The following is a 26,820-nucleotide window of genomic DNA, read 5'->3' as shown; positions in this document are numbered from 1 at the left end:
CACCGCAGGAACCGCAGAGGAAGCGAACGACACCGATGGCGGACGGCCGGACTCCGGACGACGTGGACGACGACGGACTCGCACCGGTCCGCCCCGCGTCCGCCGTACGGCCCTTCCTGGTCACCGCGGGCCGGGTGGCGGGCGCGGGCGAGGCGTCGTCCGGCCGGACGATGCCCGTCGAGACCCAACTGGTCGCGACCAGTGAGGGACTCGCCGTGCTCGACCGGCTCTCGTTCGAACAGCACGACATCGTCGCCGCTTGCAGGCAACCGCAGTCGATCGCGGAGATCGCCGCCAGACTGAAGCTGCACCTGAACGTGGTGCGGGTCCTCGCCGAGGACCTGCGGACGGCGGGGCAGCTCTCCGTGCACGTGCCCGACTCCGGCGTCACCCATGACGCGTCCGTACTGCGCAGGGTTATCGATGGCCTGCGGGCCATCCCCGACTCCCGGGGGGTACTCCGTGACTCCGACTGAACCGCTGGTCCGAACCCGGACCGGCCAGGCCGCCGTGCGGCCGCCGCTGCCGGTGAAACTGGTGATCGCGGGCGGCTTCGGCGTCGGCAAGACCACCGCCGTCGGCTCGATCTCCGAGATCGAGCCGCTCACCACCGAGGCCGCCATCACCGAGGTCGCCGCGGGTGTGGACGACCTCAGCCACACCCCCACCAAGACCACGACGACGGTCGCGATGGACTTCGGCTGCATCACCATCGACCCGACCCTGAAGCTCTACCTGTTCGGCACCCCCGGGCAGGAACGGTTCGGCTTCATGTGGGACGACCTCGTGGAGGGCGCGGTCGGCGGCCTCGTCATCGTCGACACCCGCCGGCTCGACGACTGCTACGCGGCCGTGGACTACTTCGAGCACAAGCAGATCCCGTTCGCGGTGGCCGTCAACGCCTTCGACGGCCGGGTGGCGCACACGCTGGACGAGGTCCGCTGGGCCCTCGACGTGTCCGACGGTGTCCCGATCCTGGTCTTCGACGCCCGCGAACGGGGCTCGGTGCGGGACGCGCTGCTGGTCGTCCTGGAACAGGCTCTGGCCCGCTCGGAGGGCTGAGCGCAGGCGCCGCACACAAGGACCACAAGGGCAAGGACAAGGGCGGCTCGCCGGACGGAGATCCGTCGGCGGGCCGCCCTCGTACGTCGCACCCGTCTCAGTTGCTGCGCCGCACCCCCGCCGACACCGCCACCCGGCCCACCGCCCAGAACAGCCCGAGCGTGACGAGGGCGAGGCCGGCGACCAGGGTGGCGCCGCCGACGACCTTCTCGTAGTCGCGCTGGTAGAGGCCGTCGACGATGTACCGGCCGAGGCCGCCGAGGCTGACGTACGCGGCGATGGTGGCCGTGGAGACGATCTGGATGGCCGCCGAGCGCAGCCCGCCCAGGATCAGCGGGAGAGCGACGGGGAGTTCGACGCGCAGCAGGACCCCGGCCTCCCTCATGCCCATGCCCCGCGCGGCGTCCACCGGGGACCGGTCGACGGAGCGCACCGCCTCGTAGGTGGTGACCAGGATCGGCGGGACGGCGAGCACCACCAGCGGGATCATCACCGGCAGCATGCCGAAGCCGATCAGCATGGTCATCAGCACCAGCAGACCGAAGGTCGGCAGCGCCCGCGCGGCGGTGGCGATCAGCGACAGGGTGTTCCCGCCGCGTCCGAAGTGCCCGGTGAGCAGACCGACCGGCAGTCCGATCAGGGCGGCCAGGGCGAGCGCCTCCAGGGTGTATCCGATGTGCTCGCCCACCCGGGTGGGGATGCCGTCGTAGCCCTGCCAGTGCGCATGGTCGCTGAAGAACGCCTGGACGTAGTGGAGTACGTTCACGGGGCCACGGCCTCCTTACGGACGCGGAGGTCGGCGCGTCCTGCCGTGCCGCTCGGCATCCAGGGCGTCAGCAGGACCCGCAGGCCGACCAGCAGGGCGTCGGCGAGGATCGCGAGGACGGCCATGGTGAGCACGGCGTTCCAGGCGAGTTCGGGCCGGTTGTAGATGGTCGCGTCGTGCAGCAGATTGCCGAGGGCGCCCTGGTTGCCGATCAGGGTGCCGACGCTGACCAGGCTGATGCTGGACACGGTCGCCACCCGCAGGCCCGCGATGATGGCGGGCACGGCGATCGGCAACTGGACCTGGACGTACCGGCGTACGGGTCCGAAGCCCATGGCGGTGGCGGCGGCGAGGGTCTCCTGCGGGACCGAGCGGACGCCGTCGACGATCGCCGGGACCAGGACGACGAGCGTGTAGACGGTGAGCGGGATCATCACCGTGGTCTCGGTCTGGCCGGTGTAGTCGATGAGGACGACGAAGAACGCCAGCGACGGGATCGCGTAGAGGACCGTCGTCACCCACAGGACGGGCGGGTACAGCCAGCGCAGCCGGACGCAGAGCTGGGCGAGCGGCAGCGCGAGCAGCAGTCCGCCCAGGACCGGCAGCAGCGCCTCGCGCAGATGGAGCCCGATCAGACCGGCCCAACTGTGCTGGAGGTCGCTGGGAATGTCGAAGAAGCGGTTCACCAGGCGGCCTTCTGCACGGCGGCGGGCCGCTCCGCGAGGGCGTCGGCGGCATCCGTCTCGGTGGCGTGGGCGCCGCGGATCGCCTCGCCGATGGCCGTCTGGGAGACGACACCGGCGGCCCGTCCCTCGCCGTCGACGGCGACCGCCCAGCCGGTCGGGGAGAGCACCGCGCAGTCCAGCGCGGCCCGCAGCGAGTCCCGCCCGGCGACGAACGGCCGCCCGTAGGGCAGCAGTCGGCCGGTGTCGACGTCCCCGGCGGTCAGCTCCCGCGGCTCGCTCCAGCCGAGCGGCCTGCCGTCCAGGTCGGTGACGAGGAGGTAGGGGACGTCGTCGGAGGTGCGGGCGGCGATCTGCGCGGCGCTCGCGTCGACGGCGACGATCGGCGTGGTCAGCAGGTCGAGTCCGGCGGAGGAGAAGAACGACAGGCGCCGGATGCCGCGGTCGGCGCCGAGGAAGTCCTCGACGAACGCGTCGGCCGGCTGGGAGAGCAGCTCGGCGGGCGGCGCGAACTGCGCGAGCCGGCCGCCGGTGCGCAGTACGGCGACCATGGTGCCGAGCTTGACCGCCTCGTCGATGTCATGCGTGACGAAGACGATCGTCTTGCCCAACTCTGCCTGAATGCGCAGAAGTTCGTCCTGGAGACCCTTGCGGACGATGGGGTCGACGGCGGAGAACGGCTCGTCCATCAGCAGCACCGGCGGATCCGCGGCGAGCGCCCGCGCCACGCCGACGCGCTGCTGCTGGCCCCCGGAGAGCTGGTAGGGGTAGCGCTTGGCCAACGAGGCGTCGAGGCCGACGCGCTCCATCAACTCCCGTGCCCTGGCACGGGACTTGTCCTTGCTCCAGCCCAGCAGCCGGGGCACGGTGGCGATGTTGTCGACGATCGTGCGGTGCTGGAAGAGCCCGGCGTTCTGGATGACGTAACCCATCGACCGGCGCAGGTTGTTGACCGGCTGCTGCCGGGTGTCCTGGCCGTCGATGGAGATGGTGCCCTCGCTGGGTTCCACCATCCGGTTGATCATCCGCAGTGTCGTGGTCTTGCCGCATCCCGAGGGGCCGACGAGGACGGTGATCGCGCGGTCCGGTATCTCCAGGGAGAGCCGGTCCACCGCCACCGTGCCGTCCGGGTACCGCTTGGTGACTGAATCTATCCGTATCAAAACGCCGAACGCCCTTCGGGTCTGCCACGATCCGCCCGTTCTCGGCCATCTGAGTTCGAGCCGTTGCGGGGAGAGTCTAGACCGCTTGTGTTGCGGGGGTTTTGACGGGAGACGGGTCAGGCGCCCCGCGCGTCGATCGCGGCCTGGAGGGACTCCCGGTAGCCGTCGCTGGTGACCGTCGCGCCGGACACCGTGTCGATGTCCGCGCTCTGCGCCTCCAGGGTCGCCGCGATCAGCCGGGGCACGGCGGCCGCGGTCTGCGGATGGTCCGGCTGCTTGAGCAGCCTCACGGCCGTGATCGTGTCCCCGTCGTAGGTCAACTGGACCTGGACGTCGCCCTTTTCGGTGCGGACGGTCGTCCCGGTGACGGTGTCCCCGGCGGTGGCGCTTCCCTCCGCAGGGTCCACGGAGACGGACGACGCGGCAGGGGCCGACGGCTCGTAGCGCCAGACGGGGATCAGTCCCGCCACGGACAGGACCAGGACGGGCAAAGCTCGCTTCACGGTGCTGTTTCTCCCTGTTTCATCCGGCCAGGCTGAAGCGTTCGAAGTGGATCTGCCGCGCGGGCACGCCCAGTTCGCGCAGGGTGCCGAGGACCGCGGTCATCATCGGCGGCGGCCCGCACAGGAAGACGTCCCGTTCGGCGATGTCCGGTACCAGCGCGGCCAGTTCGCGCGGACCCAGCCGGTCCGGCACCGGCGGCCCGGTGACCAGGTGCAGGTCGGCGCCCTTGGCGAGGGCCAGTTGACGCAGTTCGTCGTGGAGCACGGCGTCCCGCTCCGCTGCCACCCGGTGGACCACCACGGCATGCCCGTCGATCTCCTCCAGGAGCGCCCGGACCGGCGTGACGCCGACCCCGCCGGCGATGAGCAGGGAGGCGGGTCGGGTGCGGTGCAGCGCGGTGAACGCGCCGTAGGGTCCCTCGGCGAACACCCGGGTGCCGGGCCGCAGATGGCGCAGGGACGCGGAACCGGCACCGGCCGCCTTCACGGTGAGCCGCAGCCGGGTGCCGTCGGGCGCGGCCGACAGGGAGTACGGATTCGCCTGCCACCAGCGGTCCCTGGTCAGGAACCGCCACAGGAAGAACTGGCCGGCCCGGGCGGGCAGTCGGTCCAGGTGCCGTCCGGTGATGTACACGGACACCACCTGGTCGTTCTCGGGGACGACGGCCTCGACGCGCAGCCGGTGGCGGAGGTTGCGGCGCAGCGGCAGCAGCAGCCGGCCGGTCACCAGTGCCGCCCCGGCCGTGATCCACAGGGTGTACCAGTACGCCGTGGCGGCGGCCGACGCGGTGAAGGTCGTCCCGACGGCGACCTGGTGGGTGAAGGCCAGGACCACGGCGGCGTAGGTGTAGAGATGGATGAAGTGCCAGGTCTCGTAGGCCAGTCGGCGGCGGGCCCGGCGGGCGGAGACGGCGCCGACGACCAGGATCAGCGCCGTCGCGACGGTGGCGCGCAGCACGCCCTCGACGGTCTCGGCCAGGTCGACGAGCTCGCTCACCGGGTCCAGCGACGAGGACCGGGCGTATCCGAAGGTGATGAACACCAGGTGTGCGACCAGCGTCCAGAGCAGGCCGAAGCCGGTCCAGCGGTGCCAGTTCGTCAGCCGGTCCATGCCGATGCGGCGGTCGAGCCAGGGCAGCCGGGCGACCAGCAGCAGTTGGAACGCCATGAGCAGGGCGCCGTACAGCCCGGCGAACCGGCCGATGACGACGAGTGCGTTGGAGGCGAAGCCCGCCTGGACGGCGAGGAGGGTCACGACGGCGGCGTTCGCCGCGAGCAGCGCGTACAGGCCGGTGCGGGCCACGGCTGCGGGCCGTACCGAGGTGGGGGACACGGGCGGCGACGGGGCGGTGGGGACGGTCGTCACGGGAGGAAGCTCCTTGATCGGATCCTCGTTCAGATCCTCGGAACCCGAGCTTCGCCGTGCTTCGCTGTCGTTTTCCTGTCGTACGACTTTCAAAGGCGTATCGATCTTCGGCGGGCGGCGGACGGGGCTGCTGCGGTCCGGGGCCGGTGGCGCAGTATGGGCGGGTGGAAAAAGTACGACTCCTCGTCGTGGACGACGACCCGCCGATCGCCGACCTCGTGGCGACGGTCGCCCGCTACGAGGGCTGGGACGCCGTCACCGCGAACTCGGGCGAGGAGGCGCTGCGCCGCGCCGCGGAGTTCCGTCCGGACATCGTGGTGCTCGACCTGATGCTGCCCGACCTCGACGGCTTCGGTGTCCTGGACCGGCTGCGGCGCTCCGGCACGATGGTGCCGGTGGTGTTCCTCACCGCCCGCGACGGGGTGGCCGACCGGGTGGCGGGACTGACCCGCGGCGGTGACGACTACCTGGTGAAGCCGTTCGCGGTGGAGGAGTTGATGGCGCGGCTGCGGACGGTGCTGCGGCGCAGCGCCGGGCCCGCCTTCCAGCGCTCGGTCCTGCGGGTGGCGGACCTGACCATGGACGAGGACACCCGCGAGGTGCGCCGCGCCGGACGGCCCCTCACCCTGACCCCGACCGAGTACGAGGTGCTGCGCTATCTGATGCGCAGATCGCCGACCGTCCTCACCAAGGCGCAGATCCTCGACCATGTCTGGGAGTACGGCTTCGGCGGTCGCTCCAACGTGGTGGAACTGGTCGTCAGCCGGCTGCGCCGCAAGCTCGACGCGACCGGCGAGGACCCGCTGATCCGGACGGTCCGCGGCTTCGGGTACGCGATACGCCAGGCGTCCGAATGAGCGGCGGCCTCAGGGGCCTGCGCCGGTCGTACCGGCGGCTCCGGCTCGGCACCCGGCTCGCGCTGGGTCTCGGCGCGCTCGCGCTGGTGGTGTTCGCCGTGGTGGGCACCGCCCTGACGACGTACATGCGGGACTATCTGTCGGCGCAGCTCGACGACCAGCTCAAGCTCGCGCAGGTCGCCCAGTCCAAGAGCATCGCGGACTCCGGCACGCTCGCCGGCAAGAAGTACTACAGGTGGTACTACGCGGTGTACGACGTCCGGGGCGGCGTCCCCGTGCTGCGCGGGCCGGAGGACCCGGCCGATGTCCCCGAGGACGTCGGTGTGCTCACCGCCCTGGCCCGTGAGCGGACCGCCACCGGCACCGAGGTGCTGCGCACCGCGCACCTCGACGGCGAGGGCGGGTACCGGCTGCGGGCCTGTGAGGTGGAGCCCGGGGTGATCCTGGTCAGCGGCGCGCCGCTGGACGGCATCGAGGACACCGTGCGGATGCTCGTCACGATCCAGGTGGTGATCTTCGGTCTGGCGCTGCTGGCCCTGGTGGTGTTCGGCCGGGCGATGCTGCGGCGTGGTCTCCAGCCGCTGAGCGACATGGCGCGCACCGCGCACGGCATCGCCTCGCACGACCTGTCCGAGTCGGCGTCCCGGCTGCCGCTGCGCGCGGAGGCGCCGGGCGGCGGGCCCGAGGTGGAGGAGCTGCGGACGGCGTTCAACACGATGCTGGAGCACATCGACGCCTCCCTGGCCGTGCGCGCGGAGGCGGGGCAGCGGCTGCGGCGGTTCGTCGCGGACGCCTCGCACGAACTGCGCACGCCCCTGATGTCGGTCCGCGGCTACGCCGACCTGTTCCAGTACGCGGCCGCCAACGCGCCCGAGGAGCGGGAGCGGCATCTGGCCCGGCTGCGCGCCGAGGCCGCCCGGATGGGGTTCCTCCTCGACGATCTGCTGCTGCTCGCGCGGCTGGACGCGGCCGAGGTGGACGCCGCCCCGCTGCGGATGGCGGACACCGATCTGGTGGACCTGGTCGGGCAGGCGGCCGACGCGTTCCGGGCCGGCCATCACGGCCACCCGCTGACGGTCCTGCCGGGCCCGGCCTCGGTCCGGCTGCGGCTCGATCCGCACCGGGTCCGCCAGGTGCTGGACAACCTGCTCACCAACGCGGCCGTGCACACCCCGCCCGGCACCCCGGTCTCGGTCGGCGTGCTGGCCGCCGGCGGCACGGCACGGGTGCGGGTCGCCGACCGGGGTCCCGGGATCCCGCCGGGCGACCGCGACCAGGTCTTCGACCGCTTCTACCGCGTCGACAAGGCCCGCAGCCGGGACCGCGGGGGCAGCGGCCTCGGGCTGTCCGTGGCCCGCTCCCTGGTCCAGGCCCACGGCGGCACCCTGGACCTGGACGGCGGGCCGGGGGCGACGGTGTTCACGGTGACGCTGCCGCTGGGCGGGCCGGGGGCGTAGCGCGCGGGGGCACGGGCAGAACTCTCACAGCGTCGCCGTACCCCTTCGCCCCTCCGCCCGCGTGCCGTCGGACTGCGGACACCGCGCCGTCACGCGCGGAGGGGATGTTCTCCCGCGTTCCCCGCCGCTCCACCGCCCCCTGCCTGCCAGCCCCTGCCCGCCGCCCCCTGCCTGCCAGCCTCTGCCCGCTGCCCCCCGCCTGCCACCTCCACCCCCTGCCTGTCGCCCCGCCTCCCCGCTCAGGGCCTGATCCGTCACCGCTGCCGCGTGCGGACACGTGACGTGGAAGGACGACGTGCGCCGTGACCCCGCTCCCGCTCCCGCTCGACACCGCCACCGGCACCGCCGCGGCCCCGCCGGTCCCCCCGCCGTCGGAACCCCCGGCCCCCTCCCCCGCGCTTCCCGGCGCCACCCTCGCCCGGTACGCCCTCAGCCTGCTCCCGCTGCTGTATCTCGGGGTGTGGGCGGCCGTCGACTGGCACGCCGTGCGCGACGGCACCACGCGGCTGGCCACCGCCGACCCGTGGTGGCTGCTGGCCGGGCTCTTCTTCACCTACCTCGGCGCGGTCGCCGCCGCCTGTGTCCGGCAGGGCGCGATCCAGGACCGGCTGCCACCGGGTCTGCTGGTCGCCTCCCAGATCGCCGCGGGCGCCGCGAACCACGTCCTGCCCGCGAGCCTCGGCGCCCACGCGGTCACCGTCCGCTTCCTCCAGCGGCAGGGCGTCCCGCTGGCCCGCGCGACCGCGTCGATCGGGCTGTACTCGCTGGTCAGGGCATTGGCGAAGACACCTCTGGTGCTCGCCTTCCTCTTCATGGCCCCGGTGGCGGCGCTCATCCCCGACGACCGCGCCCTGCTGCTGGCCGCCGTGGGGATCGTGCTGGCGCCCGCGGTGGGCGCGCTGCTGGTCGGCGTGGTCCGGCCGCTGCGCGGCCCCGCGCTGGGGTTCGTGCGCACGGCCCTCACCGACGTCCGCCGGCTGCACACCCGTCCGGCCAGGTTCGTGCCGCTGTGGGGCGGGGCGCTGGCGGCGCCGCTGATCCAGGCGTGTGTGGTGGCGTCGGTGGGGAAGGCGCTCGGGCTGCCCCTGAGCTGGCCCGAGCTGCTCTTCGCGTTCCTCGCGGCGAGCACCGCGGCCGGTGCCGTCCCGGCGCCGGGCGGGATCGGTCCGGTGGACGCGGCCCTGGTGCTGGCGCTGGCCGGGTACGGCGCCCCGCTGGCCCTGGCCACGGCCACCGTCATCGGCTACCGCACGCTGACGGTGTGGGTGCCGCTGCTGCCCGGGATGCTGGTGCTCTCGGCGCTGGTGCAGCGGCGGCACCTGTGAGCGTCACCTCTGGACAACGCCACCCGGGGCGCGGGCCTCAGCCCTCGTCCGGCGCGAGCCGCAGCGAGACGCTGTTGATGCAGTACCGCTGGTCGGTCGGGGTCGGGTAGCCCTCCCCGGCGAAGACGTGCCCGAGGTGCGAGCCGCAGCGCGCGCACCGCACCTCGGTGCGGACCATTCCGTGGGAGCGGTCCTCGATCAGCTCCACCGCGTCGGTGTCCTTCGGGTCGTAGAAGGACGGCCAGCCGCAGTGCGAGGCGAACTTGGTGTCGGAGGTGAACAGTTCGGCGCCGCACGCCCGGCAGGAGTACACGCCCTTGGTCTTGGTGTCGGTGTACTCCCCGGTGAAGGCGGGCTCCGTGCCGGCCTGCCGGAGCACGGCGTACTCGGCGGGCGTCAGCTCCGCCCGCCACTGCTCGTCCGGCTTCTCGACGTCGTACGACATGAGCCTCAACCCTTCTGCTGCGGACTACCGTGCGAGACGGTCCAGGATGCGCGGGCCCAGGTCGGTCACGTCGCCCGCGCCCATGGTGAGAACGAGATCACCGGGCTTGGCCATTCCCGCGACCACGTCCGGCACCTCGCCCTTGTCGTGCACCGGGGTCACGTCCGCGCCCGCGGCCCGGGCGGCGTCGATGATCAGGGCGCTGGTGACGCCGGGGACCGGGTCCTCGCGGGCCGGGTAGATGTCGAGGACGACGGAGGCGTCGGCCAGGGTGAGGGACTCGCCCATCTCCTTGCCCAGCTCCTGGGTACGGGAGAACAGGTGCGGCTGGAAGACGACCAGGATGCGGGCGTCACCGGCCGCCGCGCGCATCGCCTCCAGGTCGGCCGTCATCTCGGTGGGGTGGTGGGCGTAGGAGTCGATGACCTGGACGCCGGCGGCCTCGCCCTTGAGCTGGAGGCGGCGCTTGACGCCGGTGTAGGCGGCGAGGGCGGGGGCGAGTTCCCCGGCCGGGATGCCGAGGGCCACACCGGCGGTCAGCGCGGCGACGGCGTTGTGCGCGTAGTGGCGTCCCGGCACGGACACCGTGAAGGTGATCTCCTGCCCGTCCAGCAGGACGGTGACCAGGCTCTTCAGGCCCTGCGGTACGACGGACAGCACCCGGACGTCGGCGTCCTCGGCCTCGCCGTACGTCACCACGCGCACGCCGTCGACGCGCCGGGTCAGTTCCCGCGCGCCCTCGTGGTCGGCGGAGATCACCAGGGTGCCGCCGGGCACGATCCGGCCGGCGAAGGTCTCGAAGGACTCGTAGATCTCGTCCATCGAGGCGTAGTTGGCGTGGTGGTCCAGCTCCACGTTGAGGACGATCGCGACCTCGGGGGCGTACTTGTGGAAGCTGCGGTCCGATTCGTCCGCCTCGGCGACGAAGATCTCGCCGTCGCCGTGCAGCGCGTTGGAGCCGGGCGCGTCCAGGTCGCCGCCGATGGCGTAGGAGGGGCGGCGGCCCAGCGCCGACAGCGAGACGGCCAGCATGGAGGTGGTGGTCGTCTTGCCGTGGGTGCCCGCGACCGCGATCGGCCGCAGCCCGTCCATCAGCGCGGCGAGCGCGTCGGAGCGGTGCACGACCGGGACGCCCAGCTCGGCCGCGCGGGCCAGCTCGGGGTTGTCCTGCCGGATCGCCGAGGAGACGACGACACAGCTCGCGTCGTCGGCCAGGTGCTCCGCCGCGTGCCCGATGTGCACGGTGGCGCCCAGGGCCCGCAGCGCGGCGGCCGTCTCCGACTCCTTGGCGTCGCTGCCGGCCACCCGGGCGCCGCGCTGCGCGAGGATCTTGGCGATCCCCGACATCCCGGCGCCGCCGATGCCGATGAAGTGCGGTCGGTCCATGGCGGGAGGAAGGCCGGGTGCCATGCGTGTCTCCTGGTGGTACGGCGAACGTTCAGTCATCCCGAACCCTATGGCACGGGCTCTGCGGCACGGGCCGTCGCCGTACGGAACGCCTCACGCCTTGCTGTGGGAGAACAGCTTGAGCACGGGCACGCCCACCTTGTGGCGGGCCCGCGAGGCCCAGTCGCGGTGGAAGAACTCCTCCACGTAGTGCGGGTCGGTGAGCACGATCACCTCGTCCGCCCCGGCCTCCTCCACCAGGGTCTTCAGCGCGTCCAGCGGATGGTCCTCGACCAGCCGTCCGGTCGCGTCGTGGCCGGCCGCGTTCAGTGCCTGGAGGGAGACCTCCAGGGCTCGTTCCCCGAACCCCTTCGCCTCCTCCCCCTCGGGGGTCTCCCGCTCGCGCGCGGCCTCGTCCAGTTCGCCGAGCGCCACGTCGTCGATGGCCCGCAGCAACCGGTCGGCCTGGTCGCCGCGTGGCTGGAGCAGCACATGGAAGGAGACCTCCTCGTCCCCGTGCAAGGTGGCGACGAACTCCACGTCGGCGGACGTCAGGGCCTTCTCGATCATCAACACACTTGTGAACACCAGCGCCCCATTCTCCTGCGGAAACCATCCTTCCCCGTGCCAGCACGGGAACTGCGAGTCCTAGTCTGCCCACCCGAAGCTAACCGGAACGGCAGATTCCGCCGTTTTCGGGACCTTGGGGGTGTCGGATCCGGGGTCGCACACCTGCACGACTAACCCCGTCCGGGCGTTTCAGGCCCGCCCGTACCTGCCGAAGAGGAACCCGTCCTCCTCCAGCAGGGACATCAGTGCGAACCGCTGCGGCACCGGGACCGACGGGCCGCCCGCGATGCGCTGCGCGTCCCCCGCCGTGAGCATCGGCGAGACGGTCAGGCACAGCTCGTCGAGGACCCCGGCGGCGACGAACTGCCCCAGCAGCCGGGGGCCGCCCTCGGTGAGCAGCCGGGTGTGCCCCAGCTCGGCGAGCGCCCGGACCGCGCGCGCGGGGTCGACGCCCATGCCGTCGCCCGCGATCACCACCCGCGCGCCCGCCTTCTCGGCGGCGGCCACCCGGTCGGGGGCGGCCGCGGCGCCGGTCAGCAGCAGGGTGGGCACCAGGGGGGAGGTGAACAGCGGGAGCGAGAAGTCGAGGTCCAGGCTCGCGGTGACCACGGCGATCGCCGGGGCGGGCCCCTGCCCGGCCGCCTCCCGCCGCGCCGCGAACTCGGCCCGCGCGCGGGCCGGCCGGTACTGCTCCTGCCGTACGGTCTCCGCGCCCGCGACGATGACATCCGCGAGCCCCCGCAGGGTGCCGAAGATCCGCATGTCGGCGGCGGTGGAGATGGGCTGGGACCGCCCGTCGTGCTGGGCGGCGCCGTCGAGCGTGGACACCATGTTGGCCCGCAGCCGGGGCCGCGGCTCCCCGGGAGCGGGCGGCGGGTAGGCGTACGCCTCGGCCAGCTCGTCGAGACTCCACTCCCGCTCCTGGCCGGAGGTCGTCGGTGCTGTCTGGTCGGTCACAGGGAACAGCCGTCGCATGCGAGGCAGTCTGGCACGGCGACTAGCATGGGGAACCGTGTCGTCTTCCACCCCCGCTCCCGGCATCGACGCGATAGCCGACGCGGCCCCGCTGTCCCTGTGCGCCCGTGAGCCGTTCGTCCCCGCGGACCGGCTGGTCGCCGAGATGGTGCCGCCGCCGCGCTTCGACTCGGTCCGCTTCAGCACCTACATCCCGGACCCGAACCAGCCGAGCCAGACCGAGGCGGTCGGTGTCCTGGAGGGCTTCGCGGGCGGGCTCGGCGGAGCGCACGCCGTGGGCTCCGCCAAGCGGGGGTTCCTCGGCTTCGGCCGGGCGAAGACCCCCAAGGCCCCGGCCGGCCCGCGCGGCGTCTATCTGGACGGCGGCTACGGCGTCGGCAAGACCCATCTGCTCGCCTCGCTCTGGCACGCCACCCCGGCCGAGCCCGCGCTGAAGGCGTTCGGCACCTTCGTGGAGCTGACCAACCTGGTCGGCGCCCTCGGCTTCCAGCAGACGGTGAGCACGCTCTCGGGCCACCGGCTGCTCTGCATCGACGAGTTCGAGCTGGACGACCCGGGCGACACGGTCCTGGTCTCCACCCTGCTCGGCAAGCTGGTGGACGCCGGTGTCGCGCTCGCCGCCACCTCCAACACCCTGCCCGGCAAGCTGGGCGAGGGCCGGTTCGCGGCGGCCGACTTCCTGCGCGAGATCCAGGGCCTGTCGGCGCACTTCCGCGCGCTGCGCATCGACGGCGAGGACTACCGGCACCGCGGTCTGCCCGAGGCACCGGCGCCGTACTCCGACGAACAGGTGACCAAGGCGGCGTACGCCACGCCGGGCGCCTCGCTGGACGACTTCCCGCATCTGCTGGACCACCTCGCCAAGGTCCACCCCAGCCGCTACGGCGCGCTGACGGACGGCCTGAAGGCCGTGTGCCTGACGGACGTGCGGCCGGTCCCCGACCAGTCGACGGCCCTGCGGCTCGTCGTCCTGGCCGACCGGCTCTACGACCGCGAGGTCCCGGTGCTGGCCTCCGGGCTCCCCTTCGACCGGCTGTTCAGCGAGGAGATGCTGAACGGCGGCTACCGCAAGAAGTACTTCCGGGCCATCTCCCGCCTCACCGCGCTGGCCCGCGACGCCCAGCGGCTCGTCGAGCCCCGGTAACGTTCGGTAACACCAGCTTCGCGCCACACGACCCTCGCTTTTGAGGCGCACTTTTTCTGGAAACGCCCAGTTAACCCTGCAAAGTTCTTTGCAGGGTTAACGTGTTTCTTGACCTGTCGTTGACCAACCATTGGTCTGGACTAGAGCTGCCGCATGGCGTGAACCGCCCGGAGGGAGGCGCATGTTCCGAGGTACGGCCGCCCGGGCGGCCGTGGCGTTCGTCGCCGCCGTCCTGCTCGCCCTCCCGTTCCTCGCACCCGCCCCCTCGTTCGCACATGCGTACACCGCACACAAGGCCGAGACCAGGACCCAGCCCGGGGCCGCCCCCTCCGCCCAGGCCCCGCGCGAGGCGTACGTCACGGTCCGTGACTGCGGCCACCTCGGCGGCGCCGCCGATCCCCTCCGCTCCCGCGACCGCCACCGCGTCGCGTTCACCGCCGCCCCGGCCCCCCAGGAGCCCGAGCGCGCCCCGCTGGCGCCGGAGCCCACGGCCCGCCACGGCCGGGACCGCCCGGCCGAACCCTACGACCGCCCGTCGAGACCCTCGGCCGGCCGTTCCCCGGCGGCACTCCAGGTCTTCCGCTGCTGACGGCCGCGCGGCACCCGCAGAACCGCAGTTCCCCCACTGTCCTGTGTTTTGCACGTCCGACGCGCCCCCACAGCGCGCCAGGAGGAGTCACCACGTCATGCAGCCCCTCATCGACAACGCCCGTACGTTCGGACAGCGCCCTGAGGAGTTCGCCGAGCTGGCCGAGGGCCAGTCTCCGCAGGTCCTGTTCATCACCTGCTCCGACTCGCGGGTCGTGCCCGCGCTGATCACGGGCGCCCGCCCCGGCCAGCTCTTCGAGCTGCGCACCGCGGGCAACATCGTTCCCCCCTACGGCTCCGACCGCCCCACCGGCGAGGCGGCCACCGTCGAGTACGCCGTGGAGGTCCTCGGCGTCCAGGACGTCGTGGTCTGCGGTCACTCGCACTGCGGTGCCGTCGGCGCGCTGGTGCGCGGCGACGACCTCGACGCCGTCCCCGCCGTCCGCGACTGGCTGGCGCACGCCGCGGACGAACCCGGCGGCGCCGACCCGAAGGACCCGGCGGTCGCCCTCGCCGTCCAGCACCACGTCCTCGCCCAGTTGCTCAGGCTGCGCTCCTACCCCTGTGTGGAGAAGCGGCTCGCGGACGGCCGGCTGCGGGTGCGCGGCTGGTACTACGAGGTCCACACCGGCGCGGTGCTGGAGCACCGTGTGGACACCGACAGCTTCGAAGCCCTGTGAGCGGCCCGACGCCCGCCCCCGCGGACTCCCGGCGCATACCGCGATTCCCCCGCCCCGGGCGGGACCGGTTCCCGCACCTCGGGCAGGACTTCGCCGCCTCGCTCGTCGTCTTCCTGGTGGCGCTGCCGCTCTGTCTGGGCGTGGCCGTGGCCTCCGGGGTGCCGGCCGAGCTGGGGCTCGTCACCGGCATCGTCGGCGGTCTCGTCACCGGGCTGATGCGCGGCAGCAGCCTCCAGGTGTCGGGGCCGGCCGCCGGGCTGACCGTGCTGGTGCTGGAGGCGGTGCGGGAGTTCGGACTGCCCGTCCTCGGGGTGATCGTCCTGGCCACGGGTGTCCTCCAGATCGCGATGGGGGCCCTGCGGCTCGGCCGGTACTTCCGGGCGATCTCGGTCTCCGTGGTCGAGGGCATGCTCGCCGGGATCGGCCTGGTGCTGATCGCGGGCCAGTTCTACTCGCTGATCGGCGCCGAGGCCCCGGGCTCGGGGACGGCGAAGATCGCCGGGCTGCCCGGGGCGCTGCGGGAGGCGGCCGGCTCCACCACGGCGACCGCCTCCCTGGCGCTCGGCGCGGGCACCGTCGCCGTCCTGGTGCTCTGGCCGCGGCTGCCGGCCGCGGTGCGGACCGTGCCCGGCCCGCTGGCCGCGGTCGGCCTCGCCGCGCTCGTCGCATTCGCGCTGGACCTGCCGGTGGCGATGGTGGAGGTGCGGGGGCTGCTGGACTCGGTGCGGCCGCCGACACCGTCCGCCCTCGGTGACGTGGCGGTCCTCGGGCTGCTCGGCACGATCGTCGCGTTCACGCTGATCGCGTCCGCCGAGTCGCTGTTCAGCGCGGCCGCGGTGGACCGGCTGCACACCGGCCCGCGCACCGAGTACGACCGGGAGCTGGTCGCGCAGGGCGCGGGCAACACGGTCTGCGGGCTGCTCGGGGCGCTGCCGATGACCGCGGTCATCGTGCGCAGCGCGGCCAACGTCCGGGCGGGCGCCCGCACCAAGGCGTCCCGGGTGCTGCACGGCGGCTGGCTGCTGCTGTTCGCGGCGCTGCTGCCCGGCGTGCTGGCGCACATCCCGCTCCCGGCGCTGGCCGGGGTCCTGGTCCACGCGGGCGCCAAGCTGGTTCCGGTGCGGGCGCTGGCGACGCTGTGGCGCGACCATCGCGGCGAGGCGCTGGTCCTGGTCGTCACCGCGGTGTCGATCGTCGTGGCCGGCATGTTCGAGGGCGTGCTCATCGGGATCGGCCTGGCGGTCGCCAAGACGGCCTGGGACTCCTCGCACATCCGGCTGGAGGTCGTGGACAAGGGCGCCGGTCCCGTGCAGGCGTATCTGTCGGGCAACGCGACCTTCCTGCGGCTGCCGAAGATACTCGACAGCCTGGAGTCCCTTCCGCAGGACCGCCCGGTCGAGCTGGACATCTCCGGTCTGCACCACCTCGACCACGCCTGCCGCACGGCGCTGGAGACCTGGGCCGAGCGGCACAGCACGACGGGCACCGATCCGGTGCGGGTCACGGCCGGCTAGACCGGTCCGCGTCCGAGCCGCCGGGGCCGGTCTTGGCCCCGGCGGCGCTTGCGGGCATATCGTTGTATATACGGACGGATCGGCCCGGACGTCGAGGAGGTCGCCATGCTCCAGGAAGTGCTGGGGGCGGCCCTGGCGGCGGGTGCCGCGGGCCTCGTGTATCTCGGGGCGGCCGCCCGGGTCGTCAAACAGTACGAACGCGGTGTGGTGCTGCGGCTCGGCCGGCTGCGCGGCGACGCCCGGGAACCGGGGTTCACCCTGGTGGTCCCGGCCGTGGACCGGATGCACAAGGTCAACATGCAGATCGTGACGATGCCGGTCCCCGCGCAGGAGGGCATCACCCGCGACAACGTCACCGTACGGGTCGACGCCGTCGTGTACTTCCGGGTGGTGGACGCGACGGCCGCCGTCATCAACGTCGAGGACTACCGGTTCGCCGTCTCCCAGATGGCCCAGACGTCCCTGCGCTCGATCATCGGCAAGAGCGAGCTGGACGATCTGCTGTCGAACCGGGAGAAGCTCAACGAGGGCCTGGAGCTGATGATCGACAGCCCGGCGGTGGGCTGGGGGGTGCAGATCGACCGGGTGGAGATCAAGGACGTGTCGCTGCCGGAGTCGATGAAGCGCTCCATGGCCCGCCAGGCCGAGGCCGACCGGGAGCGCCGGGCGCGGATCATCAACGCGGACGCCGAACTCCAGGCGTCGAAGAAGCTCGCCGAGGCGGCGGAGCAGATGTCCGACCAGCCCGCCGCGCTCCAACTGCGGCTCCTCCAGACGGTCGTCGCGGTGGCCGCCGAGAAGAACTCCACCCTGGTCCTCCCCTTCCCGGTGGAACTGCTGCGCTTCCTGGAGAAGGCCCAGCAGCAGGTGACGGTCCCGGCCGCTCCACCCGCTCCACCCGCTTCTCCACCCCCTGCTCCCCCCGCTCCCCCCGCTCCCCCGCGGGCTTCTCCACCCGCTCCCCCGCGGACCCTGCCCGACGGCGAGCCGCAGCCCCCGGCCGCCCAGCCGCATCCGCCGGCGCCCCGGCACGAGCCGCCCGCCGCCTCCACGGAACTCGACAGGTGACCCTGTGCCTTAGTGACAGGGTGACACGGGCGCCGGGCGTGGTTCCGGGGGCGGGCGCGGGGTGGTAGACACAGCGGGATCACAGTTCCTGTCCCCCAGCAGGAAGGTTCCCGCATGTCCGCGACACGTCGTCAGATCCTCGCCCGTACCGGCGCTTTGGGAGCGGGCATCGCCTTCTCCGGCGCGCTCTCCGACCTCTTCGCCGGCACGGCCGCCGCACAGGACCTGGGACACGGCGGCTACGGCCCGCTCGTCCCCGACCCGGAGGGCCTGCTCGACCTCCCCGAAGGCTTCCGCCACCGGGTCCTGTCCCGCGAGGGCGACCCGCTGCGCTCCGGCGAGGGCCCGGTCCCCTCGAACCACGACGGCATGACGGCCCTGCCCGGCCGCCGGGGCCGTGAGCACGTCGTCCATCTGGTCCGCAACCACGAGAACCGTCCCACCGCCCGGTACCGGGTCCCTGCGGTCGAGGGCCTGACCTACGACCCGGCCGGCCTCGGCGGCTGTACGGCCCTCACGCTGGATTCCCGCGGCCGGGTGCTCGCCGAGCGGGTCGCCGTCGCCGGTACGGCCGTCAACTGCGCGGGCGGGCCCACCCCTTGGCACACCTGGCTGACCTGCGAGGAGACCGAGGACAGGGCCGGCACCAACGGGTACACCAAGGACCACGGCTTCGTCTTCGAGGTCGATCCCGCCGACCCGCGCCGCACCGGTGCCGTCCCGCTGACCGCGATGGGCCGCTTCCAGCACGAGGCGGTGGCCGTCGACCCGCATCTCGGGGTGGTCTACGAGACGGAGGACGCGTTCCAGGAGCCGTTCGGCCTGTTCTACCGGTTCCTGCCGAGGAAGCCGCTGGGCGGGATCGGTTCGCTGCGCGCGGGCGGCCGGCTCCAGGCGATGCGCGTCCCCGGCGTGCCCGACCTCTCCTCGATCCAGCGCACGGGCACGGTCTTCGACGGCGTCGAGTGGGTCGACGTGCCCGACCCGCTGGCCACCGGGACCCCCACCCGGCTCCAGGACTACGGTCCGCGCGGCATCACGCACGCCCAGAAGCTGGAGGGCTGCTACTGGGGCGGACGGTCCGTGTACTTCGTGTCGTCGTTCGCGCGCAGCGCGGAGGGCTCGGCGGCCGACCACTACGGCCAGGTCTGGCGCTACGACCCGGCGCGGCGGCGACTCACCCTGGTGGTCGTCTTCGGCCCGGACACCGATGTCCGGCTGCCGGGCGAGTCGCCGGACAACATCTGTCTGGCCGCGGGCGGCGGTCTGATGGTGTGCGAGGACGGCGAGGGCGCCCAGCACGTCTTCGGCGTCACCCGGCACGGCGAGGTCTATCCGATGGCCCGCGGCCGCCAGAACATCGGCACTCCGGAGGCGCCGGAGTGGGGCGAGTTCGCCGGGGTCACCTTCTCGCCCGACGGCCGCACGATGTACGTCAACTGCTACACCCCCGGGACGACGTTCGCGGTGACCGGCCCCTGGCGCCGCTAGCCGCCCGTGCCGCCGCCCGTCACCGGCCGGGTGGCGGCACGCCCGGCCGGGTGACGCCCCGGAGAGCCGGTTCCCCTCCCACCACGAAGGCCACTTTCCGGGTCATACGTTCGTACGATGATCCTTCCCGTACGTCGTCTCGCCCTGCTCTGCGCCCTGGGCGCGCTCGGGGCCGGACTCACCGCCTGCGGCACGACTCCGGCAGCGCCCCGTCCGCCTCACCCAGCGCCCACCGCCCACCGGGCCGTCCCCACCCGGCCGCCGACGCTCGCCCCGGGCCCCGCCGGACTGCCCCCCGTCTTCGAGCACGGCCCCCGCACGGCCGGGAAGACCGTCGCCCTCACCTTCGACGCCGACATGACCGCCGACCAGGGACCGCGCGCGGCGGCGGGCGAGCACTTCGACAACCCGGGGCTGATCGCCGCCCTGCGGACACTGAAGGTGCCGGCCACCGTGTTCATGACCGGCCGCTGGGCCGAGGAGTACCCCGCCCAGGCCCGCGCCATCGGCCACGACCCCCTCTTCGAGATCGCCAACCACTCCTACAGCCACTACGCCTTCACCGCGGACTGCTACGGCCTGCCGACCGTCTCCGGGGACCGCATGCGGGCCGACGTGGAGCGCGCGTACACCGCCTTCCGCCGCGCCGGCGTACCCGACCCGATGCCGTACTTCCGCTTCCCCGGCGGCTGCTACGACGGCCGGGCCCTGCGCGCGGTGAGCGGCACCGGGGTCACCGCCGTGCAGTGGGACGTGGTGAGCGGGGACGCCTTCGCCACCGACGCGGACGCCGTGGCCCAGGACGTCCTGGCCGGGGTGCGCCCGGGATCCGTGGTCGTCATGCACTGCACCCGCAGCGCCGCCCCCGCCACCGAACGCGCGGTCCGCACGATCGTCCCCGAACTGCGCCGCCAGGGCTACCGCTTCGTGAAGGTCTCCGAACTGATCGCCACCGCCAGCGGCCGCTGACCACCGGGGCCACGGCTCGTACGCTGGACACATGAGTGAGGACACCTACTGTCTGATCGACGCGACCAAACCCCCCACGGCCGAAGGCCCGCCCTACGCGGACTGCGTCCTGTGCCGCGAACCGACGGAGTACCCGGAGTCGTACAAGGGGATCACCCTGTGCCCGGTCTGCGAGTGGCGGGAGGCCGAACGCACGTCGTGCTCAGGGTGAGCGACGGGAGGCGCCGCCCTTCCGTCCTTTCCCGGCCGCTCCGGGAGCGGATCTTGGGGCTGGCAGACTGGAGGACGTGACGAGTGATGCGGTCGTTCCCGGCGACAGTCCTTTTCGTTCCGAGCGGTCCGTGCGGGACGAGGCTCCGCAGTTCGTGCTGCCTCTGGTGGTGCGGATCGAGCGGGCGGAGCCGCCGGGGCGTACGGACGCGCTGGAGACGGCCGCGCGGGCGGTGCTGACGCTGCTGGCCGACGAGCGGGCGCGCGGCGAGGGCGAGTGGGCGCGGGCGGTGCGGGACTGGCAGGACGCCCGGATCCGCAAGGTGGTGCGGCGGGCGCGCGGTGCGGAGTGGCGGCGGGCCGAGGCGCTGCCCGGCATCACGCTCACCGGCAAGGCGGCGGAGGTGCGGGTCTTCCCGCCCGTCCCGCTGGACGGCTGGCCCAAGGATCTGGCCAGGCTCCAGGTCTCCGGCACCGACCTGGACGACCCGGAGCCGCCGGGGGACGCCGCTCCGGGGACGCCGGTGATCTGGTTCAACCCCGGCCTCGCCATGTCCGCCGGCAAGGCGATGGCGCAGGCCGGACACGGCGCCCAGCTCGCCTGGTGGGAGCTGTCGGAGCGGGAGCGGAACGCCTGGCGCGAGGCCGGTTTCCCGCTGGCGGTGCGGACCGCGACGGCCGGGCGGTGGAGTGAGCTGACGACGAGCGGTCTGCCGGTGGTCAGGGACGCCGGATTCACCGAGATCGCGCCCGGCAGCGCCACGGTGGTCGCCGACCATCCGGCGCTGCGCTGAGAGCGGCCAACCTCAAATGTTCCTCTGAAGGCGGGGCCCGGACGGTTCAGGGGAACTCCGCGGGGTCATACCCCCGTCACCACCGAGGGGGCACGGCACGAAGGAGGCGGGGGCCATGGCACGACTGGGGACGGGCATCGGCTGGCGGCCGGAGATCGCGGACGCCGTGGAGCGGATGCCGGGCATCGACTGGGTCGAGGTCGTGGCGGAGAACACCTGCCCCGGACACCTCCCCGACTCCCTGCGACGGCTGCTCGACCGCGGGGTCACCGTGGTCCCGCACGGCGTCTCGCTGGGCGTCGGCGGCGCCGACCGGCCCGACGCCGGACGGCTGGCCGCGCTCGCCGAACGGGCCGAGGCGCTGGGCTCGCCGCTGGTCACCGAGCACATCGCGTTCGTCCGCGCGGGCGGCCCGCTGACCACCACCGCCCGTCTGGAGGCCGGGCATCTGCTGCCGGTCCCGCGCACCCGCGACGCCCTCGACGTGCTCTGCGAGAACGTGCGCGTCGCGCAGGACGCGCTGCCCGTGCCGCTCGCCGTCGAGAACATCGCCGCGCTCATCGCCTGGCCGGGCGAGGAGATGACGGAGGGACAGTTCCTCTACGAACTGGCGGACCGGACCGGCGTACGGCTCCTGATCGACGTCGCCAACCTGCACACCAATCACGTCAACCGCGGCGAGGACCCCGCCAAGGCGCTCGCCGAACTGCCCCTGGAGGCCATCGCGTACGTCCATGTCGCGGGCGGCTTCGAACGGGACGGCGTCTGGCACGACAGCCACGCCCACCCGGTGCCCCCGCCGGTGCTCGACATCCTGGCCGACCTCGCGTCCCGGGTGTCCCCGCCGGGCGTGCTCCTGGAGCGCGACGAGAACTTCCCCGAACCGGGCGAGCTGGAGCGCGAGTTGGACGCGATCAGAGAAGCGCTCGGAGAGGCGGTCGGAGAGGCGGTCAGCGTGGAGGGCGAGGCTTCCCCGCGGGAGCCGGGCGGTCGCGCCGACGTGTCCGCCGCCGGTGACGCGACCCGGCAGCGCCTCGGGCTCGCCCAGGCCGCTCTGCTGTCCGCGCTGGTCGCGGGGACCCCGGCGCCGGAGGGCTTCGACCGGGTCCGGCTGGGCGTCCAGGCGCGGTCCCTGGCGGCGAAGCGGGCGGACGTGGTGGCCAAGGTGGCTCCGGAACTCCCCGAGATCCTGGGCACCGGCTACCGCCCGGCGTTCCTGGCCTACGCCCAGGGCCACCCGATGCGCGGCGGATACCGGCAGGACGCCCTGGACTTCGCCGAGCACGTCCTGCTCGGCGGGAACCCGGCCGAGGGCCGGTCCCGGCGGGAGCTGCGGCGCTGGTGGCTGGACCGCTCGGGCCCCGCCCCGCGGTCCCGTTCACGGCTGGCCCGGGTGGGACGCTCGCTGACCGGGCGGTGAGGGCGTGAGGGTGGTGAGGGCGTGAGGGTGGAATCGGGGCGACTTTCACCCGTTCGGCGGTTTCCGGAAAGGGCGCAGTAAACTACGCCGTCCCGCACCCGATCGAGCCGAGCGTGCGGTGCCGTGCACAGGAGGCACCATGCGACCCCGTCCCCCGGTCCAGGGCCGAGGCATCATCAGCGGTACCGGTCTCGTCATGGTGTGCCTGGCCGCGACCCTCGTGGCGCTGCTCCTCCCGGTCCTGTCCTACCTGGGCCGGTCCGACGAGGGCGGGTCCGGCGGCGGCGTGGACGTGCTGAACGCGCAGAGCGTGGTGACCCCCTACGGGCCGTTGTCCGCCCTGGACCGGGAGTTCGTCACCAAGGTGCGGCTGGCCGGGCTGTGGGAGCTGCCCGCCGGCGTCCAGGCCGAGGAGAAGGGCACCACGGACGCCGTACGGACGGCGGGCCGGCACCTGGTGGAGGGGCACGCCTTCCTGGACGAGCGGGCACGGGACGTGGCGGCGAAGCTGGGCCTCCCGCTGCCGAACGAGCCCGACGAACAGCAGCGGACCTGGCTGGCGGAGCTGGACGCGGCGCGCGGCCGGGCATTCGACTGGACGTTCGCCAACACCCTGCGGGTCGCCCACGGGCGGGTGTTCTCCCTGGTGGCGCAGGTGCGGGCGGGCACCCGCAACTCGCTGGTCCGCGCCCTCGCCGACGACGCCAACTCGACCGTGCTGGACCACATCCGGGTCCTGGAGGCCACCGGGCTCGTCGACTACGACGCCCTGGCCCGGGAGTTGGCGGCGAGCGGCACACCGTCGTCCACCCGCTCCAGCGCCCCGCCCGGCCTCACCGGCGATCCCGGCACGGTCGTCCCGCTGTCCCCGCCGCCGGACCCGAACCCGGACCCGAACCCGGCCCCGAGCTATGCGCTGCCGCCCGCCGCGACGAGTCCGCCGCCCTCCTGAATCCACCGGAACGTCACATATCCGCGACGCCGTGTCCGGATGGTGAAAACGGTGTGGCGGCGGGCCCGGGTGACGGCATAGAAAAACGACATGTTCTGGGTCCTTCTCCTGGTGTTGGCATGGGGCGCCGCCGGTGCGGCGTGCGCCCGGCTGTGTCTGGCCGCCGTCCGCGCGGCGGCCGTCGGCCGGGACACGGACCCGGACCGCCGCCACGGCAGCGCACACGACCTGACGCTCTACGAGGCGGCGTTCCTGTCCGGCGGACCCGGCAGGGTCGCCGAGCTGACCCTGGTCTCGATGGCCCGTCAGCGTCGGCTGCTGCTCGCCCACACCGGCTGGGCGACCGTGGTGGACCCGCACGGGCAGGACGAGATGGAACGGTCCGTCATCGGGGCCATCGGCCCGCAGGGCCAGTCCCGGATAGCGCCGGTACGGGCCGCGACGGCGGCCGCGGACGCGGTGCGCTCCCTCGCCGACCGACTGGTGCGCGCGGGTCTCGCGGTGCCGGACGGTCCCCGTACGACGGTGACCACCGGGGTGCGGCAGGTGCGCGGCGCCGCCCTGCTGGTCCTGGCGCTGGGCACGGTGGCGCTGTCGATGCCGGGCGAGACGGGCATACCGCGCTGGCACGTCGCCCTGTGGTTCGCGCTGCCGCTGGCGCTGACCCTGGGCTGTCTGGCGATCGCCCGGGTCGAGGTGCCGCCGGGCGCCCGCTGGGCCTCCCCGGCCGGTCAGCGACTGCTGGGCACGCTGGCCGGGCGGGCGGACGACACCGGCACCGGCACCGGCACCCGCGCCGACGGGAGCGCGGCGGACGAGCGGGCGTATCTGACATCGGTCGCCGTGCTGGGGATACGGGCGGCCGAGCCGCATCTGAGGGCCGCCTTCGGACACCGCGAGCCGTTCCCCCGCGACTGAGACTCTCCTGTCCCTCGCAGGGGGCATTGGCGCCGACACCCGGGGGCGGTGCTTGCCTTCCCCCTGGCCCGAACCAAACATCCCTTTTGTCGCACCGCCGTGTGGCACCGCGCATCGAAGGGACTCGCATGAGAGCCGCCGCCCTCTGTTCGGCCACCGGAGCCCTGCTCCTGACCGCCCTCTCCGCCGCCCCGGCGGGCGGAGTCCCTGACAGCACCGGTACGGCCGCCGGCGCCCCCGCCGGTGTCGCCTTCGCCGGTGTCGCCCTCGCCGCCGCGCGGGCCGCCGAGGAGGGCGTGACCTTCGGCGCCTGCCCGGAGGCGCAGGACCTGCCGGGCTCGATGCAGTGCGGCACCGTCACCGTCCCGCTCGACTACGCCGAGCCCGAGGGCCGGCAGATCAAGCTGACGGTCAGCCGGGTGCGGGCCACCCACACCGACCCGGGCAACAGCAAGCGCCGGGTGCCCCGGCAGGGCGCGCTGGTCTTCAACCCCGGCGGCCCGGGCGGCTCCGGACTGTACTTCCCCCTGATCGGCCTGCTGCCGGAGTGGAAGCGGATCGGCGCCGCCTACGACCTCGTCGGCTACGACCCGCGCGGCGTCGGACGCTCGGCGCCCCTGTCCTGCCAGGACCCCAAGGGCTTCTTCAAGGGGCCCTCGCCCGCGCCGGTCCACCCCTCGGAGTCGTACAAGCGGGAACGCGTCGCGCGGGCGAAGGCGTACGCGCGCGGCTGCGCCAAGCGCGCGGGCAGCGCCCTGCCGCACTACAACTCGCTGAACAACGCCCGCGACCTGGACGTGCTGCGGGCCGCGCTGGGCGAGGAGAAGCTGACGTTCATGGGCTCCTCGTACGGCACCTACTTCGGGGCCGTGTACGCGACGCTGTTCCCCTCGCACGTGCGGCGGATGGTGTTCGACGCGGCGGTGAACCCGGCGCCGGAGAAGATCTGGTACCGCAACAACCTCGACCAGTCGATGGCGTTCGAGAGCCGCTGGACCGACTTCCGCGAGTGGATCGCCCGGCACGACAAGGTGTACGGGCTCGGGCGGACGGAACAGGCGGTGCTGCGCAGCTACGAGCGGGCGCGAGCCAGGCTGGCCGCGGAGCCGGCCGGCGGGACGGTCGGTCCCGGCCAGCTCCAGAGCGCGTTCCTCCAGGCCGGGTACTACGACGACTTCTGGCCGCACCGCGCGCGGGCGCTCTCGGAGTATCTGAAGGGCGACCCCGAGGAGCTGATCGCGCAGGCCGGTCCGATCACCGAGGCCGCGGCGGAGGCGGAGAACGCCTCGGCGGTGTACACGGCGGTGGAGTGCAACGACGCGTCCTGGCCGACCGACTTCAGGACCTGGGACCGCGACAACACGCGGCTCGCCCGGGTGGCGCCGTTCGAGACCTGGGACAACGTGTGGGCGAACCTGCCGTGCGCGTACTGGCCGGCCGCCCGGCAGCGGCCGCTGGACGTGCGGACCGGCCCCGGCGAGCTGCCGCCGACGCTGATCCTGGCCGCCGAGCGGGACGCGGCCGCCCCCTACGACGGGGCGCTGGAGATGCACCGGCGGCTGACCGGCTCGGTGCTGGTGACCGAGCGGGACTCCGGCACGCACGGCATCGCGGGCGGGCCGAACGCCTGCGTCAACGCCCACCTCGACGCGTATCTGCTGGAGGGACGGCTGCCGGTGCGGCGCGCGGCCTGCGCACCGCACCAGGAGCCGCGGCCGACGGACCTGGGCGACGAGGCGGTGGAGCCCCGGACCAGGGTCCTGCGTCCGGCGGTCTGATCAGGCGAGGCCCGCGACCAGCTCGGCGACGTCCTTGCGGCGGCCCGTGTAGAACGGGACCTCCTCGCGGACGTGCAGCCGGGCCTCGGAGGCCCGGAGGTGGCGCATGAGGTCGACGATGCGGTACAGCTCGTCGGCCTCGAACGCCAGGATCCACTCGTAGTCGCCCAGCGAGAACGACGCGACCGTGTTGGCGCGGACGTCGGGGTAGCCGCGGGCCATCTTGCCGTGGTCGGCGAGCATCCGGCGGCGGTCCTCGTCGGGCAGCAGGTACCAGTCGTAGGAGCGCACGAACGGGTACACGCTCACGTAGTCGCGGGGCGTCTCGTCGGCGAGGAACGCCGGGATGTGCGAGCGGTTGAACTCGGCGGGGCGGTGCAGCGCCATGTTCGACCAGACCGGTACGAGGGCGCGGCCCAGCTTGGTGCGGCGGAAGAGGTTGTACGCCTCCTGGAGCTGGTCGCTGGTCTCCGCGTGCCACCAGATCATGACGTCGGCGTCGGCGCGCAGTCCGGACACGTCGTAGGTGCCGCGGATCGTCACGTCCTTGGCGGCGAGCTGGTCGAACAGCTCCTGGACCTCGTCGGCGTAGCCCGCGCGGTCCTCGGGGAGGGCGTCCTTCAGCTTGAAGACGGACCACAGCGTGTAGCGGATGACCTCGTTGAGGTCCTTGGCCAGCTTGCCCTTGTTCGGGATCCGGGCGGGCTCGGTGGTGGGGGCGTCGTCACTCATGGCC

At 73.3% G+C, this 26,820-nt stretch carries 28 protein-coding genes; 18 read left to right on the top strand and 10 right to left on the bottom strand.

Annotation, left to right across the window (positions count from 1 at the left end):
* Window positions 1-35: 35 nt before the first annotated feature.
* Together AFM16_RS29765 and AFM16_RS29760 are read left to right on the top strand one after the other, a co-directional pair.
* Window positions 36-476 carry a DUF742 domain-containing protein gene (locus AFM16_RS29765; protein ID WP_030793196.1) on the top strand — a complete coding sequence of 147 codons (441 nt, stop codon included), beginning with the start codon at window positions 36-38 and terminating at the stop codon, window positions 474-476.
* Window positions 463-1,062, top strand: a complete 600-nt coding sequence (locus AFM16_RS29760) for a GTP-binding protein (RefSeq protein ID WP_030793200.1) — start codon at window positions 463-465, stop codon at window positions 1,060-1,062. Before AFM16_RS29765 ends, AFM16_RS29760 begins: the two co-directional genes overlap by 14 nt.
* A 97-nt stretch (window positions 1,063-1,159) precedes the next feature.
* Here the strand turns inward: AFM16_RS29760 and AFM16_RS29755 are convergent, their stop codons facing one another.
* From AFM16_RS29755 to AFM16_RS29735, 5 genes are all read right to left on the bottom strand, one after another.
* Window positions 1,160-1,828: an ABC transporter permease gene (locus AFM16_RS29755; RefSeq protein ID WP_030793203.1), complete on the bottom strand. Its 669-nt coding sequence runs from the start codon at window positions 1,826-1,828 to the stop codon at window positions 1,160-1,162.
* Entirely contained in the window at window positions 1,825-2,514 is a 690-nt protein-coding gene (locus tag AFM16_RS29750; RefSeq protein ID WP_078635378.1) for an ABC transporter permease, read from the bottom strand. Before AFM16_RS29750 ends, AFM16_RS29755 begins: the two co-directional genes overlap by 4 nt.
* Entirely contained in the window at window positions 2,511-3,674 is a 1,164-nt protein-coding gene (locus AFM16_RS29745) for an ABC transporter ATP-binding protein (RefSeq protein ID WP_078635375.1), read from the bottom strand. Before AFM16_RS29745 ends, AFM16_RS29750 begins: the two co-directional genes overlap by 4 nt.
* Before the next feature lie 116 nt (window positions 3,675-3,790).
* Window positions 3,791-4,177, bottom strand: coding sequence for an FMN-binding protein (locus tag AFM16_RS29740; protein ID WP_078635372.1), 387 nt, complete (start codon window positions 4,175-4,177; stop codon window positions 3,791-3,793).
* A gap of 19 nt (window positions 4,178-4,196) precedes the next feature.
* The gene (locus AFM16_RS29735; protein ID WP_078635369.1) at window positions 4,197-5,543 is read right to left on the bottom strand and encodes a ferredoxin reductase family protein; all 1,347 of its coding nucleotides are present in this window, start codon (window positions 5,541-5,543) and stop codon (window positions 4,197-4,199) included.
* A 164-nt stretch (window positions 5,544-5,707) separates the two neighbouring features.
* Here AFM16_RS29735 and AFM16_RS29730 point away from each other — a divergent pair, with 164 nt between their 5' ends.
* From AFM16_RS29730 to AFM16_RS29715, 3 genes are all read left to right on the top strand, one after another.
* Complete coding sequence (locus AFM16_RS29730; protein WP_078635367.1) at window positions 5,708-6,400, top strand: response regulator transcription factor; 693 nt, start codon at window positions 5,708-5,710, stop codon at window positions 6,398-6,400.
* Window positions 6,397-7,857, top strand: coding sequence for a sensor histidine kinase (locus tag AFM16_RS29725; RefSeq protein WP_078635365.1), 1,461 nt, complete (start codon window positions 6,397-6,399; stop codon window positions 7,855-7,857). Before AFM16_RS29730 ends, AFM16_RS29725 begins: the two co-directional genes overlap by 4 nt.
* Before the next feature lie 302 nt (window positions 7,858-8,159).
* Complete coding sequence (locus AFM16_RS29715) at window positions 8,160-9,182, top strand: lysylphosphatidylglycerol synthase transmembrane domain-containing protein (protein WP_078635360.1); 1,023 nt, start codon at window positions 8,160-8,162, stop codon at window positions 9,180-9,182.
* A gap of 37 nt (window positions 9,183-9,219) precedes the next feature.
* Here AFM16_RS29715 and msrB read toward each other — a convergent pair whose 3' ends face one another.
* The 4 genes from msrB to AFM16_RS29695 all read right to left on the bottom strand — a co-directional run bounded on the left by msrB (window position 9,220) and on the right by AFM16_RS29695 (window position 12,558).
* Entirely contained in the window at window positions 9,220-9,627 is a 408-nt protein-coding gene (gene msrB / locus AFM16_RS29710; protein ID WP_030789628.1) for a peptide-methionine (R)-S-oxide reductase MsrB, read from the bottom strand.
* Window positions 9,628-9,651: 24 nt separating this feature from the next.
* A complete protein-coding gene (gene murC, locus AFM16_RS29705) occupies window positions 9,652-11,037 on the bottom strand; it encodes a UDP-N-acetylmuramate--L-alanine ligase (RefSeq protein WP_030789631.1) in 1,386 nt (461 codons plus the stop codon).
* A gap of 90 nt (window positions 11,038-11,127) precedes the next feature.
* Window positions 11,128-11,601, bottom strand: a complete 474-nt coding sequence (locus AFM16_RS29700) for a putative universal stress family protein (RefSeq protein ID WP_030789634.1) — start codon at window positions 11,599-11,601, stop codon at window positions 11,128-11,130.
* Between the two features lie 171 nt (window positions 11,602-11,772).
* The gene (locus AFM16_RS29695) at window positions 11,773-12,558 is read right to left on the bottom strand and encodes a pyrimidine reductase family protein (RefSeq protein ID WP_030789637.1); all 786 of its coding nucleotides are present in this window, start codon (window positions 12,556-12,558) and stop codon (window positions 11,773-11,775) included.
* Between AFM16_RS29695 and zapE the strand changes: the two genes are divergently transcribed.
* The 13 genes from zapE to AFM16_RS29630 all read left to right on the top strand — a co-directional run bounded on the left by zapE (window position 12,557) and on the right by AFM16_RS29630 (window position 26,084).
* Window positions 12,557-13,702, top strand: coding sequence for a cell division protein ZapE (zapE, locus tag AFM16_RS29690; protein WP_370628094.1), 1,146 nt, complete (start codon window positions 12,557-12,559; stop codon window positions 13,700-13,702). The two genes, AFM16_RS29695 and zapE, sit on opposite strands and share 2 nt — an antisense overlap.
* 181 nt (window positions 13,703-13,883) lie before the next feature.
* Window positions 13,884-14,291, top strand: a complete 408-nt coding sequence (locus AFM16_RS29685) for a hypothetical protein (protein WP_030789642.1) — start codon at window positions 13,884-13,886, stop codon at window positions 14,289-14,291.
* Between the two features lie 97 nt (window positions 14,292-14,388).
* Window positions 14,389-14,970: a carbonic anhydrase gene (locus AFM16_RS29680; protein ID WP_030789645.1), complete on the top strand. Its 582-nt coding sequence runs from the start codon at window positions 14,389-14,391 to the stop codon at window positions 14,968-14,970.
* Between the two features lie 35 nt (window positions 14,971-15,005).
* Window positions 15,006-16,484, top strand: a complete 1,479-nt coding sequence (locus tag AFM16_RS29675; RefSeq protein WP_078637126.1) for a SulP family inorganic anion transporter — start codon at window positions 15,006-15,008, stop codon at window positions 16,482-16,484.
* A 105-nt stretch (window positions 16,485-16,589) separates the two neighbouring features.
* Window positions 16,590-17,552, top strand: coding sequence for a slipin family protein (locus tag AFM16_RS29670; protein WP_078635357.1), 963 nt, complete (start codon window positions 16,590-16,592; stop codon window positions 17,550-17,552).
* A 114-nt stretch (window positions 17,553-17,666) separates the two neighbouring features.
* Entirely contained in the window at window positions 17,667-19,043 is a 1,377-nt protein-coding gene (locus AFM16_RS29665) for an alkaline phosphatase PhoX (protein WP_078635356.1), read from the top strand.
* 117 nt (window positions 19,044-19,160) lie between these two features.
* The gene (locus tag AFM16_RS29660) at window positions 19,161-20,012 is read left to right on the top strand and encodes a polysaccharide deacetylase family protein (protein ID WP_078635355.1); all 852 of its coding nucleotides are present in this window, start codon (window positions 19,161-19,163) and stop codon (window positions 20,010-20,012) included.
* A gap of 31 nt (window positions 20,013-20,043) precedes the next feature.
* Window positions 20,044-20,223 carry a hypothetical protein gene (locus AFM16_RS29655; RefSeq protein WP_078635352.1) on the top strand — a complete coding sequence of 60 codons (180 nt, stop codon included), beginning with the start codon at window positions 20,044-20,046 and terminating at the stop codon, window positions 20,221-20,223.
* Between the two features lie 76 nt (window positions 20,224-20,299).
* Window positions 20,300-21,016 (top strand): peptidyl-tRNA hydrolase, encoded by a 717-nt coding sequence (locus AFM16_RS29650; protein ID WP_078635350.1) that lies wholly within the window; start codon window positions 20,300-20,302, stop codon window positions 21,014-21,016.
* Window positions 21,017-21,131: 115 nt separating this feature from the next.
* Window positions 21,132-22,436, top strand: coding sequence for an MbnB/TglH/ChrH family RiPP precursor modification enzyme (locus AFM16_RS29645; RefSeq protein WP_078635347.1), 1,305 nt, complete (start codon window positions 21,132-21,134; stop codon window positions 22,434-22,436).
* Between the two features lie 139 nt (window positions 22,437-22,575).
* Window positions 22,576-23,388, top strand: coding sequence for a DUF4142 domain-containing protein (locus AFM16_RS29640; protein WP_078635345.1), 813 nt, complete (start codon window positions 22,576-22,578; stop codon window positions 23,386-23,388).
* 90 nt (window positions 23,389-23,478) lie between these two features.
* Entirely contained in the window at window positions 23,479-24,306 is an 828-nt protein-coding gene (locus tag AFM16_RS29635) for a TIGR04222 domain-containing membrane protein (RefSeq protein WP_078635343.1), read from the top strand.
* 128 nt (window positions 24,307-24,434) lie between these two features.
* Window positions 24,435-26,084 carry an alpha/beta hydrolase gene (locus tag AFM16_RS29630; protein ID WP_078635340.1) on the top strand — a complete coding sequence of 550 codons (1,650 nt, stop codon included), beginning with the start codon at window positions 24,435-24,437 and terminating at the stop codon, window positions 26,082-26,084.
* On the opposite strand, the gene hemQ is transcribed toward AFM16_RS29630, so the two are convergent.
* The gene (gene hemQ, locus AFM16_RS29625) at window positions 26,085-26,816 is read right to left on the bottom strand and encodes a hydrogen peroxide-dependent heme synthase (RefSeq protein WP_030789680.1); all 732 of its coding nucleotides are present in this window, start codon (window positions 26,814-26,816) and stop codon (window positions 26,085-26,087) included.
* Between the last annotated feature and the right edge of the window lie 4 nt (window positions 26,817-26,820).

Source organism: Streptomyces antibioticus (genome assembly GCF_002019855.1).
GTDB classification, from domain to species: domain Bacteria; phylum Actinomycetota; class Actinomycetes; order Streptomycetales; family Streptomycetaceae; genus Streptomyces; species Streptomyces antibioticus_B.
The sequence above is the reverse complement of the archived record's forward strand: the minus strand, read 5'-3'. Positions and strand labels throughout refer to the sequence as shown.

Bases quoted from the DNA above. Each gene is read 5' to 3' on its own strand.
- AFM16_RS29685 (WP_030789642.1), top strand. From the start codon at position 13,884: ATGTTCCGAGGTACGGCCGCCCGGGCGGCCGTGGCGTTCGTCGCCGCC.
- AFM16_RS29725 (WP_078635365.1), top strand. From the start codon at position 6,397: ATGAGCGGCGGCCTCAGGGGCCTGCGCCGGTCGTACCGGCGGCTCCGG.
- AFM16_RS29695 (WP_030789637.1), bottom strand. From the start codon at position 12,558: ATGCGACGGCTGTTCCCTGTGACCGACCAGACAGCACCGACGACCTCC.
- murC (WP_030789631.1), bottom strand. From the start codon at position 11,037: ATGGCACCCGGCCTTCCTCCCGCCATGGACCGACCGCACTTCATCGGC.
- hemQ (WP_030789680.1), bottom strand. From the start codon at position 26,816: ATGAGTGACGACGCCCCCACCACCGAGCCCGCCCGGATCCCGAACAAG.
- msrB (WP_030789628.1), bottom strand. From the start codon at position 9,627: ATGTCGTACGACGTCGAGAAGCCGGACGAGCAGTGGCGGGCGGAGCTG.
- AFM16_RS29645 (WP_078635347.1), top strand. From the start codon at position 21,132: ATGGCACGACTGGGGACGGGCATCGGCTGGCGGCCGGAGATCGCGGAC.
- AFM16_RS29640 (WP_078635345.1), top strand. From the start codon at position 22,576: ATGCGACCCCGTCCCCCGGTCCAGGGCCGAGGCATCATCAGCGGTACC.
- AFM16_RS29670 (WP_078635357.1), top strand. From the start codon at position 16,590: ATGCTCCAGGAAGTGCTGGGGGCGGCCCTGGCGGCGGGTGCCGCGGGC.
- AFM16_RS29630 (WP_078635340.1), top strand. From the start codon at position 24,435: ATGAGAGCCGCCGCCCTCTGTTCGGCCACCGGAGCCCTGCTCCTGACC.
- AFM16_RS29655 (WP_078635352.1), top strand. From the start codon at position 20,044: ATGAGTGAGGACACCTACTGTCTGATCGACGCGACCAAACCCCCCACG.
- AFM16_RS29680 (WP_030789645.1), top strand. From the start codon at position 14,389: ATGCAGCCCCTCATCGACAACGCCCGTACGTTCGGACAGCGCCCTGAG.
- AFM16_RS29665 (WP_078635356.1), top strand. From the start codon at position 17,667: ATGTCCGCGACACGTCGTCAGATCCTCGCCCGTACCGGCGCTTTGGGA.
- zapE (WP_370628094.1), top strand. From the start codon at position 12,557: ATGCGAGGCAGTCTGGCACGGCGACTAGCATGGGGAACCGTGTCGTCT.
- AFM16_RS29765 (WP_030793196.1), top strand. From the start codon at position 36: ATGGCGGACGGCCGGACTCCGGACGACGTGGACGACGACGGACTCGCA.
- AFM16_RS29660 (WP_078635355.1), top strand. From the start codon at position 19,161: ATGATCCTTCCCGTACGTCGTCTCGCCCTGCTCTGCGCCCTGGGCGCG.
- AFM16_RS29635 (WP_078635343.1), top strand. From the start codon at position 23,479: ATGTTCTGGGTCCTTCTCCTGGTGTTGGCATGGGGCGCCGCCGGTGCG.